The organism is Pseudomonas sp. GL-R-26, assembly GCF_019947365.1.
In the GTDB taxonomy this organism is placed as follows: Bacteria; Pseudomonadota; Gammaproteobacteria; order Pseudomonadales; family Pseudomonadaceae; genus Aquipseudomonas.
In genome coordinates this window covers 1-16968 of sequence record NZ_JAGYGI010000053.1, presented here as the reverse complement: position 1 = coordinate 16968, position 16968 = coordinate 1, and the positions used below count along the sequence as shown (strand labels likewise).

General features: G+C 59.9%; 21 protein-coding genes and 1 pseudogene. 8 read left to right on the top strand and 14 right to left on the bottom strand.

What is annotated here, in order from left to right; translation table 11 throughout:
* Positions 1-182: 182 nt before the first annotated feature.
* The 7 genes from KGA96_RS28770 to KGA96_RS28740 form a co-directional block, all read right to left on the bottom strand.
* Entirely contained in the window at positions 183-527 is a 345-nt protein-coding gene (locus KGA96_RS28770) for a ribonuclease E inhibitor RraB (RefSeq protein ID WP_007971898.1), read from the bottom strand.
* Between the two features lie 210 nt (positions 528-737).
* On the bottom strand, positions 738-971 hold the full coding sequence (locus KGA96_RS28765; protein ID WP_046042937.1) for a hypothetical protein: 234 nt from the start codon (positions 969-971) through the stop codon (positions 738-740).
* A gap of 174 nt (positions 972-1145) precedes the next feature.
* Positions 1146-2021, bottom strand: a complete 876-nt coding sequence (speE, locus tag KGA96_RS28760; protein ID WP_223466719.1) for a polyamine aminopropyltransferase — start codon at positions 2019-2021, stop codon at positions 1146-1148.
* Between the two features lie 160 nt (positions 2022-2181).
* Positions 2182-2373, bottom strand: coding sequence for a PLD nuclease N-terminal domain-containing protein (locus tag KGA96_RS28755; protein ID WP_046042941.1), 192 nt, complete (start codon positions 2371-2373; stop codon positions 2182-2184).
* Positions 2374-2453: 80 nt separating this feature from the next.
* Positions 2454-2984 carry a hypothetical protein gene (locus KGA96_RS28750; RefSeq protein WP_223515920.1) on the bottom strand — a complete coding sequence of 177 codons (531 nt, stop codon included), beginning with the start codon at positions 2982-2984 and terminating at the stop codon, positions 2454-2456.
* 246 nt (positions 2985-3230) lie between these two features.
* Complete coding sequence (locus KGA96_RS28745) at positions 3231-3749, bottom strand: ankyrin repeat domain-containing protein (protein WP_095945241.1); 519 nt, start codon at positions 3747-3749, stop codon at positions 3231-3233.
* A gap of 97 nt (positions 3750-3846) precedes the next feature.
* Positions 3847-5685, bottom strand: coding sequence for a long-chain-acyl-CoA synthetase (locus tag KGA96_RS28740; RefSeq protein ID WP_223515917.1), 1839 nt, complete (start codon positions 5683-5685; stop codon positions 3847-3849).
* 369 nt (positions 5686-6054) lie between these two features.
* Here KGA96_RS28740 and KGA96_RS28735 point away from each other — a divergent pair, with 369 nt between their 5' ends.
* Entirely contained in the window at positions 6055-6333 is a 279-nt protein-coding gene (locus tag KGA96_RS28735) for a DUF3509 domain-containing protein (RefSeq protein WP_046042946.1), read from the top strand.
* Positions 6334-6392: 59 nt separating this feature from the next.
* Here the strand turns inward: KGA96_RS28735 and mtnC are convergent, their stop codons facing one another.
* The 5 genes from mtnC to aroC are packed head-to-tail and all read right to left on the bottom strand — an operon-like array spanning position 6393 to position 10536.
* A complete protein-coding gene (gene mtnC / locus KGA96_RS28730) occupies positions 6393-7076 on the bottom strand; it encodes an acireductone synthase (protein WP_046042947.1) in 684 nt (227 codons plus the stop codon).
* Positions 7077-7080: 4 nt separating this feature from the next.
* Positions 7081-7626: a 1,2-dihydroxy-3-keto-5-methylthiopentene dioxygenase gene (locus KGA96_RS28725; protein ID WP_046042948.1), complete on the bottom strand. Its 546-nt coding sequence runs from the start codon at positions 7624-7626 to the stop codon at positions 7081-7083.
* Positions 7627-7646: 20 nt separating this feature from the next.
* Positions 7647-8267 (bottom strand): methylthioribulose 1-phosphate dehydratase, encoded by a 621-nt coding sequence (locus tag KGA96_RS28720; protein WP_046042950.1) that lies wholly within the window; start codon positions 8265-8267, stop codon positions 7647-7649.
* Complete coding sequence (locus KGA96_RS28715; RefSeq protein ID WP_046042952.1) at positions 8264-9415, bottom strand: MFS transporter; 1152 nt, start codon at positions 9413-9415, stop codon at positions 8264-8266. The genes KGA96_RS28720 and KGA96_RS28715 overlap by 4 nt, the downstream gene beginning before the upstream one ends.
* Before the next feature lie 29 nt (positions 9416-9444).
* Positions 9445-10536 carry a chorismate synthase gene (gene aroC / locus KGA96_RS28710; RefSeq protein WP_046042953.1) on the bottom strand — a complete coding sequence of 364 codons (1092 nt, stop codon included), beginning with the start codon at positions 10534-10536 and terminating at the stop codon, positions 9445-9447.
* A gap of 83 nt (positions 10537-10619) precedes the next feature.
* Here aroC and KGA96_RS28705 point away from each other — a divergent pair, with 83 nt between their 5' ends.
* The gene (locus tag KGA96_RS28705; protein WP_046042955.1) at positions 10620-11618 is read left to right on the top strand and encodes an alpha/beta hydrolase; all 999 of its coding nucleotides are present in this window, start codon (positions 10620-10622) and stop codon (positions 11616-11618) included.
* An 88-nt stretch (positions 11619-11706) separates the two neighbouring features.
* The gene (locus KGA96_RS28700; RefSeq protein ID WP_046042956.1) at positions 11707-12498 is read left to right on the top strand and encodes a hypothetical protein; all 792 of its coding nucleotides are present in this window, start codon (positions 11707-11709) and stop codon (positions 12496-12498) included.
* Between the two features lie 177 nt (positions 12499-12675).
* On the opposite strand, the gene prmB is transcribed toward KGA96_RS28700, so the two are convergent.
* Positions 12676-13584 (bottom strand): 50S ribosomal protein L3 N(5)-glutamine methyltransferase, encoded by a 909-nt coding sequence (gene prmB, locus KGA96_RS28695; RefSeq protein WP_046042957.1) that lies wholly within the window; start codon positions 13582-13584, stop codon positions 12676-12678.
* 238 nt (positions 13585-13822) lie between these two features.
* Here prmB and KGA96_RS28690 point away from each other — a divergent pair, with 238 nt between their 5' ends.
* The 5 genes from KGA96_RS28690 (at position 13823) to KGA96_RS28670 (ending at position 16600) form a co-directional block, all read left to right on the top strand.
* Complete coding sequence (locus KGA96_RS28690) at positions 13823-14413, top strand: cysteine hydrolase family protein (RefSeq protein WP_046042958.1); 591 nt, start codon at positions 13823-13825, stop codon at positions 14411-14413.
* A 131-nt stretch (positions 14414-14544) separates the two neighbouring features.
* Complete coding sequence (locus KGA96_RS28685; RefSeq protein ID WP_008048404.1) at positions 14545-14865, top strand: hypothetical protein; 321 nt, start codon at positions 14545-14547, stop codon at positions 14863-14865.
* A gap of 78 nt (positions 14866-14943) precedes the next feature.
* Entirely contained in the window at positions 14944-15501 is a 558-nt protein-coding gene (locus KGA96_RS28680; protein WP_007988128.1) for a Smr/MutS family protein, read from the top strand.
* A gap of 77 nt (positions 15502-15578) precedes the next feature.
* Complete coding sequence (folE, locus tag KGA96_RS28675) at positions 15579-16124, top strand: GTP cyclohydrolase I FolE (protein WP_007988130.1); 546 nt, start codon at positions 15579-15581, stop codon at positions 16122-16124.
* 104 nt (positions 16125-16228) lie between these two features.
* Positions 16229-16600 carry a glutathione S-transferase N-terminal domain-containing protein gene (locus tag KGA96_RS28670; RefSeq protein WP_046042961.1) on the top strand — a complete coding sequence of 124 codons (372 nt, stop codon included), beginning with the start codon at positions 16229-16231 and terminating at the stop codon, positions 16598-16600.
* Between the two features lie 155 nt (positions 16601-16755).
* Here the strand turns inward: KGA96_RS28670 and KGA96_RS28665 are convergent.
* Positions 16756-16968 (bottom strand): annotated as a pseudogene (locus KGA96_RS28665) (IS4 family transposase); the annotation flags it as partial.

The following is a 16968-nucleotide window of genomic DNA, read 5'->3' as shown; positions in this document are numbered from 1 at the left end:
CCTTGCCTCTGGCTAACACTTCCCCTTGCCGGGTGTGTAGAGGACTTTCACCTCCAAGTCACCAGCGAGGCCACCACAGCCAAGCTGGTTGCGCTTACGCGCAACGCGCCATGCCTGGCGCACAAACGAAAACGGCCAACCCGAAGGTCAGCCGTCATTGCTGGTTGTCACTGTTCATAAGGTTATGCGAGTCGCCCTCGTACCTCCTGTTTCACACCCCAGCCTTCGATGATGCCGCCCAGAGGCTCGACCACTGCTTCGAAACCCTGTTCGAAGTCGCCGATATCGTCATAGGTGGCATACATGACCTTGCACAGCTCCAGCGCCCAGGCGCCGTCGTCGCGCACACTGACTTGCGCATCCAGGGATTCACCACGGTGGAAATGACCTGCCGCCCTGCGTGCCCGCTCCTCGTCCGGGAAAATGGCGTAGAACTCGATGGGATGAAACCGCGAAAAGTCAAAACCGCCTTCTTTCATGCGGCGCAGCACGCTGCTGCTGATGTCTTCTTGATAGGCTGTGCTCATGAAACGTCCTCCTCAAAACGATGGATAGACTTTCCGTACTCCCTCACCCGCAACCGAACAGCGCGAGCGACGGCAACCGATGTGCCGGCGGGAAACAAGCATGGAGCTGACAAGACCAGACCTTAGCGATTCATTCGCTGATCTCGCTTGCAGAGTAGCCTCAAGATAGAGCCTCTGCCAAGGCCTGGATGTGAATGCGACAGGTGCCGTTCAGATTGGAGTAATGCCGAGGATTTGAATGCTGTTCTGGGACTTGAGCTCTTTGACGCTTGCGTCACTGGTCCGCCCTTCCAGATCGTTCAGATCCAGTTCGGCGGCGACAGGAAGAAGCCGGGCCTTGATGAGCTTGGCGGCACGCTCGTAGTCCGGGCGCTCGGTGCACTCAAAGACCTCGTTGATGGTTTCGCCATGATCATCCACGAAAGTGACTTTCCACTTTTGCATTGGTGCCTCCTCGATAAAACCCATGAATGGGTTTACCTCTATCTCGACCTTGTTAGCTGGCTAATTGTTCCGCCTTGCTCGCGAAAGCGGTGTGTCAGTTGACTGAATTGCTGACTGATACACCCTCTTCGCGAGCAAGCCCGCTCCCACAGGTTTGGTGCGTGGACTGAAAGATCAGTCGTTACTTGGCTTGTTCACTGCCTGCAATACGTATTGCGGCAAGGCGAAGGCGCCGATGTGGATTTCAGGATTGTAGTAACGGGTGACGATGCCGCTGCCCGTGAAGCGCTGTTGCAGGGTTTCGCGGGACAACTTGCGATAAGCGGTATTGCTGGCGCCCCAGGCGAAGGTCATCGAGCCACCGATGTAGGTCGGCACGGCGGCCTGGTAGAAGTGCCAGTCCGGGAACAGGCTGCGCAGGCGACCGGCGGTGGTCTTCACTTCTTCGATCTGCATGAACGGCGTGCCGTTCTGGGTCACCAGGATGCCGCCTTCGTTCAGGCAACGGTGGCAGGCCTGGTAGAAGTTTTCCGAGAACAGCACTTCACCCGGGCCGATCGGGTCGGTGGAGTCGGAAATGATCACGTCGAACTTTTCAGTGGTGGTGGCGACGAAACGCATGCCGTCGTCGATCACCAGGTTCAGGCGTGGATCATCGAACGCGCCCTTGGAGTGGTTCGGCAGGAATTCCTTGCACATGTCGACCACGGTGCCGTCGATCTCGACCATGGTGATGTGCTCGACGCTGCGGTGCTTGGCCACTTCACGCAACATGCCGCCGTCGCCGCCGCCGATGATCAGCACGCGCTTGGCAGCACCATGCGCCAGGATCGGCACGTGGGTCAGCATTTCGTGGTAGATGAATTCGTCGGCTTCGGTGGTCTGGATCACACCGTCCAGCGCCATGACCCGGCCCATGCGCGGGTTTTCGAAGATCACCAGGTGCTGGTGCTCGGTGCGCACTTCGTGCAGCAGCTTTTCCATGCGAAAACGCTGGCCGTAGCCTTCGTAGAGGGTTTCCAGGTAGTCGCTGGTCGGGGTATTGCTCATGGGAAGTGCTCCGATGAATGCGGGTGGCAACGGACGGTTACCCGCCCATGATGGCCAATCGAGCGTCTCGATTGACCGGGAAAGGCGCGCATTCTACGTCGCGGAACATGACAGGTCGAACCTTCGTCATCGAAGTACCCACAGGTTCCGTGTCGCCTGTTCAGAGTTTGACGTTGCCCCGCGGCCCGGCGATGGCCCAGATGATCAATCCCAGCACCGGCAACAGCGCGATCAGCAGTACCCAGAGGATTTTCATCCCGGTCTCGGCGCTACTTTTGAAGACGTTGATGATGGCCCAGATGTCCAGGACAAAAATGATCAAGGCAACCAGGCTGTTGAACGTGGAACCCATGGTGACGCTCCCAAAGAGTGATATGCCCCCTCAGGATAGACGGTCGTCGCGAGGATTCCTTTTTATTGACAGTGTCTGGATCAGACGTGGATCGCCACTTTCAGGGCTTCCAGGGATGGCGCCGCTGTGATGCCGACCTCTGCGCACAATTCCAGCACCCGTGGCAGGTCATTGCCGTAGACCAGGACCACCTGCAACTCGTCATCGAGCAACTGGCTGAAATTCATCAGCGTGTAGCCACCGCCTTCCTTGTTCATGCTGCTCATCTGCACCTGGATGCGGTTGAGCGCGGTCAGGGCTTCGGTCTTGGCCAGTTGCTTGGGCTTGAGATTGAACTCCACCCCCGGGCCGAAGGAGGCGACGATCTGGGCGAACAGGTCCACGTAGGTGTCAGCCTGGAACAGCACCGTTTCCGGCAGGCTGCCGACCACCACCCACTCACCCAGCGGGATCGGGAAGGTTTCGTCGTAGTTGATGTCCGGATTGGCTGTCAGAAAAGCCTCGGGATCGGCGTAGGCCTGGGCCGCTTCGTCCGCGACCTTGAGGATTTCGTCTTCGCCCATGCACCCGGAGCTGATTTTGCTGATGAGTTCGACGAGTGCGGCTTTCATGGGGAGGATCCTGTAGCGAGGTGAATTTTGAGGGCGCGAAGGATAGCGCATTAATGAGTGAAATGCGGACCTGTGGCGAGGGGGCTTGTCGGGACGCCGCACCGCCCCGTTCGGCTGCGAAGCAGTCGTGACCCCGGCAGCCGCGGTGGACCTGGATAATCGCAGTCGCAGGTATCAGGGCCGCTTCGCGCCCCAACGGGGGCAAGCCCCCTCGCCACAAAAGCCCCCTCGCCACAGGGTTCAACATCAGCCCAGCAATTTTTCAAGCTGCGCAACGGTATCGGAAGCACCCATGGTCTTGGCCGCCTCCAGCGCGGTGATGCCATTGGCGTCCTTGGCTTTCGGGTCGGCGCCCTTGCTGATCAGGTAATCGACCACTTCGACGCGGTTGAACATCGCCGCCATCATCAGCGCCGTGCGGCCATCGAAGGACGAGCCTTCAACCTGGGCGCCGCCGTCGACCAAGGCCTTGATCACCGCCAGGTCGCCCTTGAAGGCGGCGCCGGCAATCGGGCTCTGACCGTTGTCGTTGCGGATCTCCGGATCGGCCTTGTGCTCCAGCAGTACTTTTACCGTGTCCACATGACCGTGATAAGCGGCCAGCATCAGCAAAGTATCGCCCTTGTGGTTGCGCAGGTTCGGCGGTAAACCCTTGGTCAGCAGCGCGGCCATCATCGCCGCATCGCCCTCCCGTGCCTTGTTGAATACCTGTTCGGTGAATTCGGCGGCTTCTTCGGGGGTCATCTGGCGGCTTTTGTCTGACATTGGGCACTCCCTTTTCTGTCATTCGTAAAAGCCGACAGTTTCCCGAGCGCCCCCGGCACTGTCACTTGTTTTTTCTCATGGACCGCCATAGCCAGATTCAATAGCGGTACTTGCCGCCGTGAATGTCGGACAACAACTGCTCCGTGACCTGCACGTAAGTCTGCGTCCCTGGCAGCCAGGCATAGATCGGGTCATCGCCGGTTTTACCCGGGTCGAAGGCCTCGTCCTTGAGTCGGGTCTTCTGATATTTGAACGTCCCGGTGGTTTCCATTTTCACTTTCACCCGCAGGAACAACGGCACCGCATAGGCCGGCATTTGCTCGCGGGCGAAGGCCAGCAGCTCACTGAAGTCCAGGGTTGCCAGGGATTCGGCCGGAGTGATCGCCGCCATCCCGGCCCGGCCATTGGTGTTGCGGATTTCCACGCCATAGGCCACGGCTTCGGAAATAAGCGGGTGTTGCAGGAGGATGTTTTCGACCTCAGTGGTCGAGACGTTTTCGCCCTTCCAGCGGTAGGTGTCACCCAAGCGGTCGACAAACTGCGCATGCCCAAAGCCGATGTTGCGCAACAGGTCGCCGGTGTTGAAGTAGCGGTCGCCCTTTTCGAACACATCCTCAAGCACGACCTTGGCGGTTTTCTGCGGATCGGTGTAGCCGTCCAGGGGTGCCTTGTCGTCGATTTTTGCCAGCAACAACCCCTGCTCGCCCTTGGCGACCTTGCGCATCAGGCCATTGGCCTCACGAATCGGTGCGCCGCTGTCGTGGTCGTATGCGACCAGTTCCCAGGACATCAGGGAAAAACCGATGGTGTTGTCGAAATTGAGAATGTTGGTGAAACCGATGTTGCCGTCGCTGGCGGCGTACAGCTCGCAGATGTGATTCACCGCAAAGCGGGTCTTGAACTCGTTCCAGGCGCCGGGACGCAAGCCGTTGCCGATCATTTTCTTCACATCGTGCCGGCTGTCGTCGGCGCCGGGCGGTTGATCGACCAGGTAGCGGCACAGTTCGCCGACATAACCGATGGTGGTCGCCCGGTACTTGCGCGCGTCGTTCCAGAACTGACTGGCGCTGAATTTGCGGCGGATGGCGAACCCACTGGCACCGCTGACGGCCGAACCCCAGCACACGCAAAGGCCCGTGGCGTGGTACAGCGGCAAGGTGCAATAGACGACATCGTCCGGGCGCATGTCCAGGGCGATCATGCCGAAGCTCGCCGAGCTGCGCATCCAGCGTCCGTGCTTGAACACGCCCGCCTTGGGCAGCCCCGTGGTGCCCGAGGTGTAGATGTAAAAGCAGGGATCGTCGAAGAAAATCTGCCGGCTACTGGCCGGGTTGTCGCTGGCATCATCGAGACTGACGGTCATCAGGTTGATGAAACCTTCGGGCGCGATACCGGGTTGGCGAGAGGTGTCCTGATCGGCGACGAACCAGGTTCGCGCAGCCTTGATCGATACCCGATCACGCACCGCCAGGTACGCCGGGACCAGCTCCTCACCGACAATGATCGCCACCGGTGCCACCAGATTCACACTGTGCACCAGGGTATCGCGGGTCTGCGAGGTATTGAGCAGCGCACTGATCGCCCCGACCTTGGCCACCGCCAGGATCGTCACCAGCAGTTCCGGGCGGTTCTCGATGAAGACCGCCACCACATCACCCTTGCCGATGCCTTGGCCGATCAGGTGATGGGCGATGCGATTGGCCCATTGGTTGACCTCGGAGTAACTGAGCGTTACATCGCCTTGCAACAGCGCCGGGCCATCCGGGTTGCGCAACGTGGCTTGCTCGAAACTCCAGCCCAAACCACACGCTTGGGTCGGGTCCTTGACGTTGGCGGCCTTCATGCCCTTCACCACCCGGGGGATGGCCTTGGCAATGGAAGGCAGCTTGCGGAGCATCATGCCCCAGGTAATCGTGTCGTTCGACGTGCGACTCATGTTGCTCCCGTTCGATCTTTTTATTGTCGGGCTGCGATGACTGAGGCCGAAAATACGTCAACGGTTCTTGAGCTGTACACGCGGTTTTTGAAATGTTTTGTATCTGCGATCTTGATCTGCGATCTGATCCGCTGTTGATACAGGGCCGATCCTGAACCCACGCACACGCAATGGTTCCATCGAATCGCCGAGCGACCGCGCAAAATGCAGGATGCACGATGGCCGTTCATGCAGAATGCACGAAAGCAAAAATCACCATAGATACTAATTTGTTGTTTTATAAGGTTATTTATAAACAACCAAGGCTGGCACAATCACTGCAACCCTCTCCGTATGCTTGCTATTCAAGAGCCAACGGAGCTGAAAGACATGAACCTGATTCAGGAAAAATTTTCGTCCCTGTTCTCCAACTTCGAAGTCACCACCCAGGCCCGTCCTGACGGCGGGATCCTGCTGACCCTGAGCGGCGGCGAAGGCAAAGTGTTCAAGCGCTCGATTTCCTACCAGCAATTGCACAATGGCGACCAACTGACGTGGGTCATCAGCGCGATTCGCCGCGACCTCGCCGAACAAGCCAGTGAACTGCCGCAGATTTCGATGCTGCAGAGCCAGCAACGGTTTGCCCTGCCGACCTATCACTCGCTGTAGAAAATGTGGGAAAAACTCTGTGGGAGCGAGCCTGCTCGCTCCTACAAGTTGTGTAGTGCTTAGAAGGCAGCAGGATTTATCCGCGCAAAACTGTCCACGGTGACATGCCCCGCCAGTTCGCCACCCTCGCGAGCCAGCCCGCACGTAGCCATACCCGCCGTGCGCGCCGCGTCGAGTTCTTCGACGATGTCCGACAGAAACAGAATCTGCCCCGCCTCAATGCTGATCGCCTGGCTGATGTTGGCGTAGGACTGCGCCTCGCGCTTGGGCCCTGACGTCGTATCGAAGTAACCACTGAACAACGGCGTGAGATCCCCCGCCTCCGAGCAACCGAAGATCAACCGCTGGGCCTGGATCGAGCCGGACGAGTAAACAAACAGTTGAAAGCCGTCCTGATGCCAGCGCTTGAGCACTTCAACGGCGTCCGGGTACACGTGCCCCTTCAACTGCCCGGCCTGATAGCCCTGCTCCCAGACCATGCCCTGCAACGCTTTCAACGGCGTGGCCTTGCGGTCTTCAGCGATCCAGCCCAACAGGATTTCGATGACCCGTTCGACATCGGCATTCGGTTCATTGCTGTCGCGGCGCACGGCGGCCAGTTGTTCGGCCACGTCAGCGCGCTCGGCCTGCTGACGGACAAACGCCGGCAGATGTTTGGCGGCATAGGGGAACAGCACGTCGAACACAAAACTCACCGCGCTGGTGGTGCCTTCGATGTCGGTGAGAATCGCTTTGATCGGCATCGACTCAGTCCTCCAGGCGCGGGAATTGGCTGGCGATGTCTTCGCCGGTGAAATTGGCCACCCAGCCTTCCGAGTTGTTGAACAGACGGATCGCGACGAAATGCGGATGTTCGCCCATGTCGAACCAGTGTTTGGTACCAGCCGGCACCGAGATCAGGTCGTTTTTCTCACAGAGCACCGCGTAGACGTAATCGTCGATGTGCAGGGTAAACAGGCCACGGCCGGCGACGAAAAATCGTACTTCATCTTCGCCGTGGCGATGTTCGTCGAGGAATTTGGCACGCAGTTCGGCTTTTTGCGGGTGATCGCTGTTGAGGCTGATCACGTCGACAGTGACGTAACCGTGCTCGGTCATCAGCTTGTCAATTTGTTCCTGGTAGGCGGCAATCACTTCTTCCTGAGTGGCGCCCGGCTGGATCTTCGCCGCCGCTTGCCAGCGGTCGAAACGCACGCCCTGCTCGGCCAGGGTCGAGGCGATGTCTTCGAAATGGGTCAGCACCTTGTTGGGGATTTCAGGGCTGGAGACGTGATAGACGGACAGGCTGCTCATCAGGGCAACTCCTTAACAGTTCATGCTTTAAAGAGCGAGCGCACCTTCAACTCGCACTCGAACAAAAATTCAAAGGCCTCGATCTGCCGCAGGGCATCGCTCATGCGCGCGCCCCAGGTGTAGAGGCCATGGCCACGGATCAGGTAGCCGACGCAATCGGGATGGGCGTCGAGCCAAGGCTGCACCTTGGCGGCCAGTCGCGCAATGTCCTGGTCGTTGTCGAAAATCGGCACGCGCACCCGGGATTCGTGGGTCGTCACACCGCTGAAGGCCTTTTGCAGTTCGTAGTCTTCGAATTCGATGAAGTCTTGCGGCGTCAGGCGCGACAGCACGGTGGCGTTCACCGAGTGGGTGTGCAGCACCGCACCGATCTCCGGGCGCCAGGTGTAGAGTTGGGTGTGCAACAGGGTTTCGGCGGACGGTTTCTTGCCCGGCTCCAGGCTGTTGCCCGACAGGTCAGTGGCCAGCACATCGTCCATGCCCAGTTGCCCCTTGTGCTTGCCGGACACGGTCAGCAAGGCTTCGGTCGGCGACAGGCGGGTCGAGTAATTGCTACTGGTGGCCGGCGACCAGCCGCGGCCATACAGAAAACGCCCGGCGTCGATGATTTCCTGGGCGAGTTGTTCACGGGTAAGGCTCATGGCCTGTCCTCTTGCATGCGTGTGGCAATGATAACGGCAGCCGCGACGGCTGCGAGACTGGCAATACTGAATGTCCATGCCGCGCCGAGGGCATTCCAGCTGTAGCCGGAATACAGCGCGCCCAACGCACCGCCGGTGCCGGCCAATGCGGCATACAGCGCCTGGCCCTGGCCTTGCTGGCGCGCGCCGAAGCTACGTTGCACGAATGAAATGGCAGCGGCGTGAAAGCTGCCAAATGTCGCCGCGTGCAGCACCTGGGCAAACAGCAATACCCAAAGGAATTCGGCCAACGACCCGAGCAGCAACCAGCGCAATGCCGCCAGCAGAAAACTCGCCATCAGCACCCGGCGCAGGGAAAACCGCGCGAGGATTTTGCTCATGGCCAAGAACATCAAAACTTCGGCGACCACCCCCACCGCCCAGAGCATGCCGATCACACCACGGCTGTAACCCAGGTGCTCAAGATGCAGCGTCAAGAACGTATAATAAGGCCCGTGGCTCATCTGCATCAGCGCCACGCAGCCGTAAAACGCCAACACGCCGGGGCTGCGCAATTGCTTGAGGAATCCTTCCCCCGTCACCCGGTTGCCCGGCGCCGGCTGGGCATTGGGCACCCAAAGGCTGCTGATCACGATGCCGACCATGATCAGCACCAGCGCCGCCGGATAGATGTCCAGGCTCAGCCATTCGAACAAACGGCCCAGCGCGACCACGGTGATGATGAAACCGATCGAGCCCCACAGGCGAATCTGGCTGTAGCGTGAGGTCTGCCCTTGTAAGTGCGCCAGGGTGATGACTTCGAACTGCGGCAACACCGCGTGCCAGAAGAACGCATGCAAGGCCATGACCATCGCCAGCCAGGCGTAGGTCTTGCTGACGAAAATCAGCGAAAAGGTCAGCAGCGTGCACACCGCGCCAAAGCGCACGATGGCCAGCCGCCGACCGGTGTAGTCGCCCAGCCAGCCCCAGATGTTCGGTGCCACGCAGCGCATCAACATCGGGATCGCCACCAGCTCGCCGATGCGCGCGGCGCTGAAACCCAGGTGATCGAAATACAGCGCCAGAAACGGCGCTGTCGAACCGAGCAAGGCGAAATAGAACAGATAGAAACTGGAGAGCCGCCAGTACGGGAGCGCCGCAGTCGCCATCAGACGGCTGCGACCATGAAGTCAGCCATTTACAGCTGACCCAGCACCGGCGTGCTCACACGCACATCGGCATTCTGCCCACGGTGGCGCAGCAGATGATCCATCAGCACGATGGCCATCATCGCCTCGGCAATCGGCGTGGCGCGGATGCCGACGCACGGATCGTGGCGGCCCTTGGTGATCACTTCCACCGGGTTGCCATGGATGTCGATGGAGCGGCCCGGCGTGGTGATGCTCGAGGTTGGCTTCAACGCCAGGTGAGCAACGATTGGCTGACCGGAGGAAATGCCGCCGAGAATGCCGCCCGCGTTGTTGCTGAGGAAACCTTCCGGGGTCATTTCATCGCGGTGCTCGGTGCCACGCTGGGCGACGCTGGCGAAACCGGCGCCGATTTCCACACCCTTGACCGCGTTGATGCTCATCAGCGCATGGGCCAGTTCGGCGTCGAGGCGGTCGAAGATCGGCTCACCCAGGCCCGGCATCACGCCTTCGGCGACCACGGTGATCTTGGCGCCGACCGAATCCTGGTCCCGACGCAACTGGTCCATGTAGGCTTCCAGTTCCGGCACCTTGTCCGGGTCCGGGCTGAAGAAGGCGTTCTGCTGGACCGAATCCCAGGTCTTGAATGGGATTTCGATCGGCCCGAGCTGGCTCATGTAGCCGCGAATGACGATGCCCTGGCTGGCCAGGTATTTTTTCGCAATCGCACCGGCCGCCACGCGCATCGCGGTTTCGCGGGCCGAACTGCGACCGCCACCGCGGTAGTCGCGCTCACCGTACTTGTGGTGGTAGGTGTAGTCGGCATGAGCCGGGCGGAACAGATCCTTGATCGCCGAGTAGTCCTTGGACTTCTGGTCGGTGTTGCGGATCAGCAGGCCGATCGGGCAGCCGGTGGTGCGACCTTCGAACACGCCAGAGAGGATTTCGACTTCGTCGGCTTCCTGGCGCTGGGTGGTGTGGCGGCTGGTGCCGGGCTTGCGGCGGTCCAGGTCACACTGCAGATCCTCCAGGGATATCTCCAGCCCCGGCGGGCAGCCATCGACAATGGCGACCAACGCCGGGCCATGGCTTTCGCCCGCGGTGGTGACAGTGAACAGCTTGCCGTAGGTATTGCCGGACATGCAGGACGCTCCGTGAAATGAACCTGAATACGTAATGCGCGCCAGTATACGCAGGCTACCCGAGTAGTTCATCCTCGAACCTTATGGGTGCCTGTGAGTCCAACCGGCATCTTCTTGATGATGGCGCGATGATGCTGCGAGTTCTAGCCTTGAGCCTTACCCTGATTTCCGGCTTCGCCCAGGCGACCGTCCTGCAACGACCTATCACACTGGATACGGGCACCGGCGAGCTTTTCGGCTCCCTGTTGCTACCAAAATCCGACAATCCGGTGCCGGTTGTCCTGATCATTTCCGGTTCCGGCCCTACGGACCGTGACGGAAACAACACCGACGGCGGGCGCAATGACAGCCTCAAGCGCCTGGCCTGGGTGCTGGCCAAACACAACATCGCCAGCGTGCGCTACGACAAGCGCGGCGTGGCGGCGAGCCTGGCCGCGACCCCGGATGAACGCAATCTGACGGTGGACGCCTACGTGGGCGACGCCCAGGCCTGGGGCCGCAAGCTCAAGACCGATCCGCGTTTCGGCCAATTGATTGTGCTCGGTCACAGCGAAGGCGCCTTGATCGCCAGCCTCGCTGCCCCGGACATCGATGCCGACGCGGTGATTTCTGTCTCGGGTAGCGCAAGGCCGGTGGATCAGGTCATTCGCGAGCAACTGGGCAATCGCCTGCCCCCACCGCTGATGCTACGCAGCAATGAACTGCTCGACAGCCTCAAGGCCGGGAAAACCGACGACAATGTGCCGCCACCCTTGCAAGCGATTTTCCGCCCGAGCGTGCAGCCTTACCTGATTTCCCTGTTCCGCCAGGACCCGGCCGCGGCGTTTGCCAGGCTGAAGATGCCGGCGCTGATCATTCAGGGCAGCAACGACATCCAGGTCGGCGTCAATGACGCAAGGCTGCTCAAGGCGGCCAAGCCGGACGCCGAACTGGCGCTGATCGAGGGCATGAACCATGTCATGCGCATCGTGCCCAACGACGTCAAACGCCAGATGGCCTCCTATAAGGACCCGCAGTTGCCCCTGGCGGCGGAACTGGGCACGCGAATCCTCGGTTTTATTGACGGACTTCGCGCCAGTTAACCTCCAGTCTTGAAAAAAGCGGCCGATAAGCCTTTGTCGCCAACACATTGGTTGGCGACAAGCTGAGCTTGGACAGGATCTCGCCGTTATGACTGACACCCAGACTTCACCCGACACCAGCGCTGAAAAAGACGCACCGCCAGCGGTCGAGCTGCCCTGGGCGGACGTCCACGTCGAGCACCACAAGATGCTCCGTCTGGCGCCATTGCAGACAGACCGCAACACCGGTGGACGCCCATTGCGCTTTGTCGAATTAGGCTATGCCGAACGCAACGACAAGGAACGCAGCCTGATGCGCATGAGCATCACCCTGCCCAGTCAGCGCGTACGCAAGGAACAGAATCATCTGGACGTGTGGGTCGATCACGCCGAAAAACGCGTGCATTTCGGACCGGAAAGCGGTTTGCAGATCGAACCGCTGAACCGTGGCATTGGCCGCTACATGGCGGCCCAGGGCATCAACTGGGCGAAAAAGCGCTGGCCGACCTACACCGTCGACGGCTTTGACCTGAACAACAAGGATGCACTGAACGAAGACACCCGCCTGCGCCGCGATCATTTTTTGCATGCGCACGGTTTCGACGTGGTGTATGCCGATGCCCAGCATTTGAAAGGCAGCGTCAAGCCGGTCAAGGTCGGCGACCTTTCTGGCGACTGGAACAGCGAAAAACTGCAGGTCGTGGAAATTCTCGAGGCGGCGCAGATGCTCCAGCAAGCCGAGCAGAACCTGGCCGAGCAGGAAGTCAAACTCAAGAAACACGAAGAGAAAGTCAGCAAGTACAAACGCGAAGACGCCGGGCTGCGATTCACCATCACCTGCCTGGTGGCGTTTGCGGTGTTTCAGGCGGGGTTGTTGATCTGGATTGCCACGCACCGCTGAAGGCTTGAGTTACTGCACTTTGTGGCGAGGGGGCTTGCCCCCGTTGGGCTGCAAAGCAGCCCTGAACCCTCCCACCAGATTTATCCAGGTAAGCCTGTGGTAGCTGTTTTACGACCGCTTCGCGCTCGAACGGGGCGGTTCGGCGCTCCGACAAGCCCCCTCGCCACAAATGCCCGGTCAGACGCGGGAAGCAAACAACGCCTGATGCTCACGGCATTGCTGCGCGCTCAGCATGAACACACCATGGCCGCCACGCTCGAACTCCAGCCAGGCGAAGTCGACTTCCGGGTACAACGCCTCGACGTGCACCTGGCTGTTGCCCACTTCGACAATCAGCAAGCCCTTCTCGGTCAGATGATCCGCCGCCTCGGCGAGCATGCGCCGCACCAGGTTCAAACCGTCATCACCACAGGCCAGGCCCAATTCCGGTTCGTGCTGGTATTCGTCCGGCATGTCGGCGAAATCTTCCGCATCGACGTAGGGCGGGTTCGACACGATCAGGTCGAAACGCTGCCCCGGCAAACCCTCGAAACCGTCGCCCTGCACCGTGTACACGCGCTCATCGACACCATGGCGCTCGATGTTCTGATTGGCCACTTCCAGTGCTTCGAACGACAGGTCCGCCAACACCACTTCGGCATGCTGGAACTCGTAGGCGCAGGCGATGCCGATGCAGCCGGAACCGGTGCACAGGTCGAGAATCCGCGCCGGCTCGGTAGCCAGCCACGGGGTAAAACGGTTTTCGATCAACTCGCCGATAGGTGAACGCGGGATCAAAACGCGCTCATCGACGATGAACGACATGCCACAGAACCAGGCCTCGCCCAGCAGATACGCGGTAGGCACCCGCTCTTCGACGCGGCGCTTGAGCAAAAGCTGCAGGTGAACTACTTCGTCCTCTTCCAGATTACAGTCGAGGTAGCTGTCGGCGATTTCCCACGGCAGGTGCAGCGCGCCCAACACCAATTGCCGGGCTTCGTCCCAGGCGTTGTCAGTGCCATGGCCGAAAAATAGATCCTCCCCATGGAAGCGGCTGACGGCCCAACGGATATGGTCACGCAGGGTGCGAAGGCGGGAAGTGATCACGACGGCAAACTCCAGAAAAATCGACGGGCGATTCTACCAGTCAAACGACGTCACGACGACGCGGGAAACTACCGATTCAAATGTAGGAGTTATCCATTTTTTCGCTAGGCTATTGAACAAAACGTGACTATTGACAAGGCTACAGGCCAGCAACGACGGCACCTGTGATCGTAGCGATTCACAGAACCGCTCAGCCAGAGGACAATAGCGCAAAAGCCCCACTCCAAGGAGCCCCAGAATGTCTGTTCCAAAAACGATGTTTCAACTCAGCGGCCGCGGTTATGCAGCGGCCAATCTGAGCCATGCCACACTGGTCATCATCGATGCCCAGAAAGAATACCTCAGCGGTCCCCTGGCCCTGAGCGGCATGGATGAAGCTGTCGCGAACATCAAGCAACTGCTCGCCGCTGCCCGCGCCGCCGGCCGGCCGATCGTGCATGTCCGCCACCTCGGCACGCTCGGCGGGTTGTTCAACCCCCAGGGTGTAGGTGGTGAGTTCATTCCGGGCCTGGAGCCACAGAGCGATGAAACCGTCATCGGCAAATTGTTGCCAAGCGCGTTTCACGGCACCGAACTGGCAAAACGCCTGGAAGACCTCGGTGCCCTTGACCTGATCGTCTGCGGTTTCATGAGCCATTCCAGCGTCAGCACCACGGTGCGCGCCGCCAAGAACCTGGGCTTTCGCTGCACCCTGGTGGAAGACGCCTGCGCCACCCGCGACCTGCCCTACAAGGGCGGCGTGCTCAGTGCCGCACACGTTCATCAGACGGAAATGGCGATCATGGGCGACAACTTCGCCACCCTCGCGCTGACCCGCGAACTGATCTGATCGACGCTCAATGAGCGGCCTGGAACGCCGCTCATCCGCAAAAGCCTCCCATTTGCCGTAATTGTCTTAGCCTCAGGAACATCCCGGTCAACTCCCGGTCGAAGGGCCGATACCCATTGAGGAAGGTCGGAATGAAGTTATCCGATGGTTTTGACGCTCGCCGCTTGCGGCCCAAAGGCCAAAGCAACTGGCGTTTTCGAATCGGCGCGACGTTCGCGGCGTTGCTGGCGATGTGCGGCGTGTTGCTCGCCATGGCCGGTGCCGCCAGCCTGCTCGGCCACGCACCCGCCCTGGGTGAATTGAACACAAGCCGCACCGGTGCTGCCGTGATCCTGGCCATCGGCCTGTTCGTGCTGTACCTCGGTGTCTGGCTGTGGCGCCGTTGCCGTCGTCGCTCGCGGCAGTCTCGGGAACTGGCCATGTCGCCGCACCTGATGAAAAAACACGACTGAGCCTGGCGTCGCGCGCGTTTTTGTCGCGCCCGATTCGCTTCGAGTTGGGTAAACTGGCCGCCCTTCGCGGAGGCTGACATGCAAGACGACGATTTTTCCCTGTTCAAAAGCGCGATCCAAGGCGTCAAGCCGATCAAGCACGATCGCGCTGAAACCGGCAAACCCAAGGCTGACCGCGCGCAGATTGCCAAGCTGCGTCTAGCGGCCACCGTACGCACCGAATCCACCACCGTTGACGGGCTGTCTGATCAGTTCGTCATCGACGTCGGCCCTGAAGACGAGCTGATGTGGGCTCGCGATGGCGTGCAGGAAAGCCAGATGCGCAAGCTCAAGATCGGACAGATTCCGTTCGAGGGCAGTCTCGACCTGCACGGTATGAGCGTGGAAAAGGCCCGGGAAACCCTCTGGGCGTTCCTGGCCGAAGCCACCAAATTCGAAATCCGCTGCGTGCGCGTCACCCATGGCAAGGCTGTTCGCCTTGACGGCAAGCGGCCGATGATCAAAAGCCACGTCAACACCTGGCTGCGCCAGCATCCACAGGTGCTAGGCTTCACCTCGTGCCAGGCGAAACACGGCGGTGCCGGCGCGGTTTATGTGATGCTCAAACGCACCATGATGGAAGGTCGCGACGAGTAAAGCTGACGCGTCACGCTTGCAGCGTCGTGTCCGTCACCGTACCCTTGCCCTTTGCGTAAAATCCCACAGGTAGTTTCATGTCCCTGGAACAGAATTACACGGCGATCCTCGGTCAGCTCGGCGAGGACGTTTCCCGCGAAGGCCTGCTCGACACGCCAAAACGTGCCGCCAAAGCCATGCAGTACCTCTGCCGCGGCTATGAACAGACACTGGAAGAGGTCACCAACGGTGCCCTGTTCAGCTCCGACAACAGCGAAATGGTGCTGGTCAAGGACATCGAGTTGTACTCGTTGTGCGAACACCACCTGCTGCCGTTCATCGGCAAGGCTCACGTCGCCTACATCCCGAGCGGCAAGGTCCTGGGCCTGTCGAAGGTCGCGCGGATCGTCGACATGTACGCCCGTCGCCTGCAGATCCAGGAAAACCTCAGCCGCCAGATTGCCGATGCGGTCCAGCAGGTCACCGGTGCCCTGGGCGTTGCTGTGGTGATCGAGGCCAAGCACATGTGCATGATGATGCGCGGCGTGGAAAAGCAGAATTCGACGATGATCACCTCGGTGATGCTCGGCGAGTTCCGCGAGAACGCTGCCACCCGCAGCGAATTCCTCAGCCTCATCAAGTAATTCGTCGCACGAAGAAAACCGGCGTTCATCGCTGGTTTTTTTTCGTCTGCAAAAAATCAGGTAAGCTGCGCGCCCTTCTTCGTTTGCACCGTGAGGCTTTCAACGTGTTCGTAAAAGCGCTTCGTGTCGGCCTTGGCCAACTGATCATCTTCATTGACTTCATTACCCGCCCAGGCAAGAAGCAGCGCCCGGCGGAAGTTCAGGCACAGGTCAACTCGGCTGCCAAGGGCCTGACGCTGTATCAATTCCACGCCTGCCCGTTCTGCGTGAAGACCCGCCGCACCCTGCGCCGCCTGAATGTGCCGGTGGCCCTTCGCGATGCGAAGAACAACGAACAGGATCGCCAGACCTTGCTCGAGCAAGGCGGCAAGATCAAGGTGCCGTGCCTGCGCATTGAAGAGAATGGCCAGACCACCTGGATGTATGAGTCCAAGGTGATCATTGATTATCTGGACAAGCGTTTCGCGGCAGCCTGATGTTTTTATGGTGGGGCTGATGGCCCTATCGCGAGCAGGCTCGCTCCTACAGGGGAACGCATTCCAATTGTAGGAGCGAGCCTGCTCGCGATGAGGCCGGCCCTCACGACGCAAATCTCGGACAAAAATAAACCGGCCCTTGCGCCTAATGCCAGTCAGTTAAGCTGACTGGCATTTTTATTTCTGATCGGATACTTCGGTGATTTGAGCCGGATGGCGCGAGGATAAATACGCTCCTCTCGCCGATGAGGCAGGACATAGTGCGGGGCTGAGGCATGAAGCTCGGCCAGGTACTTGGGGATGTTCCCGGAGCGGTCTGCCGAGACACTGTTGATAAACCCTAAAATCGCCCAGGTACACGCGCTAAA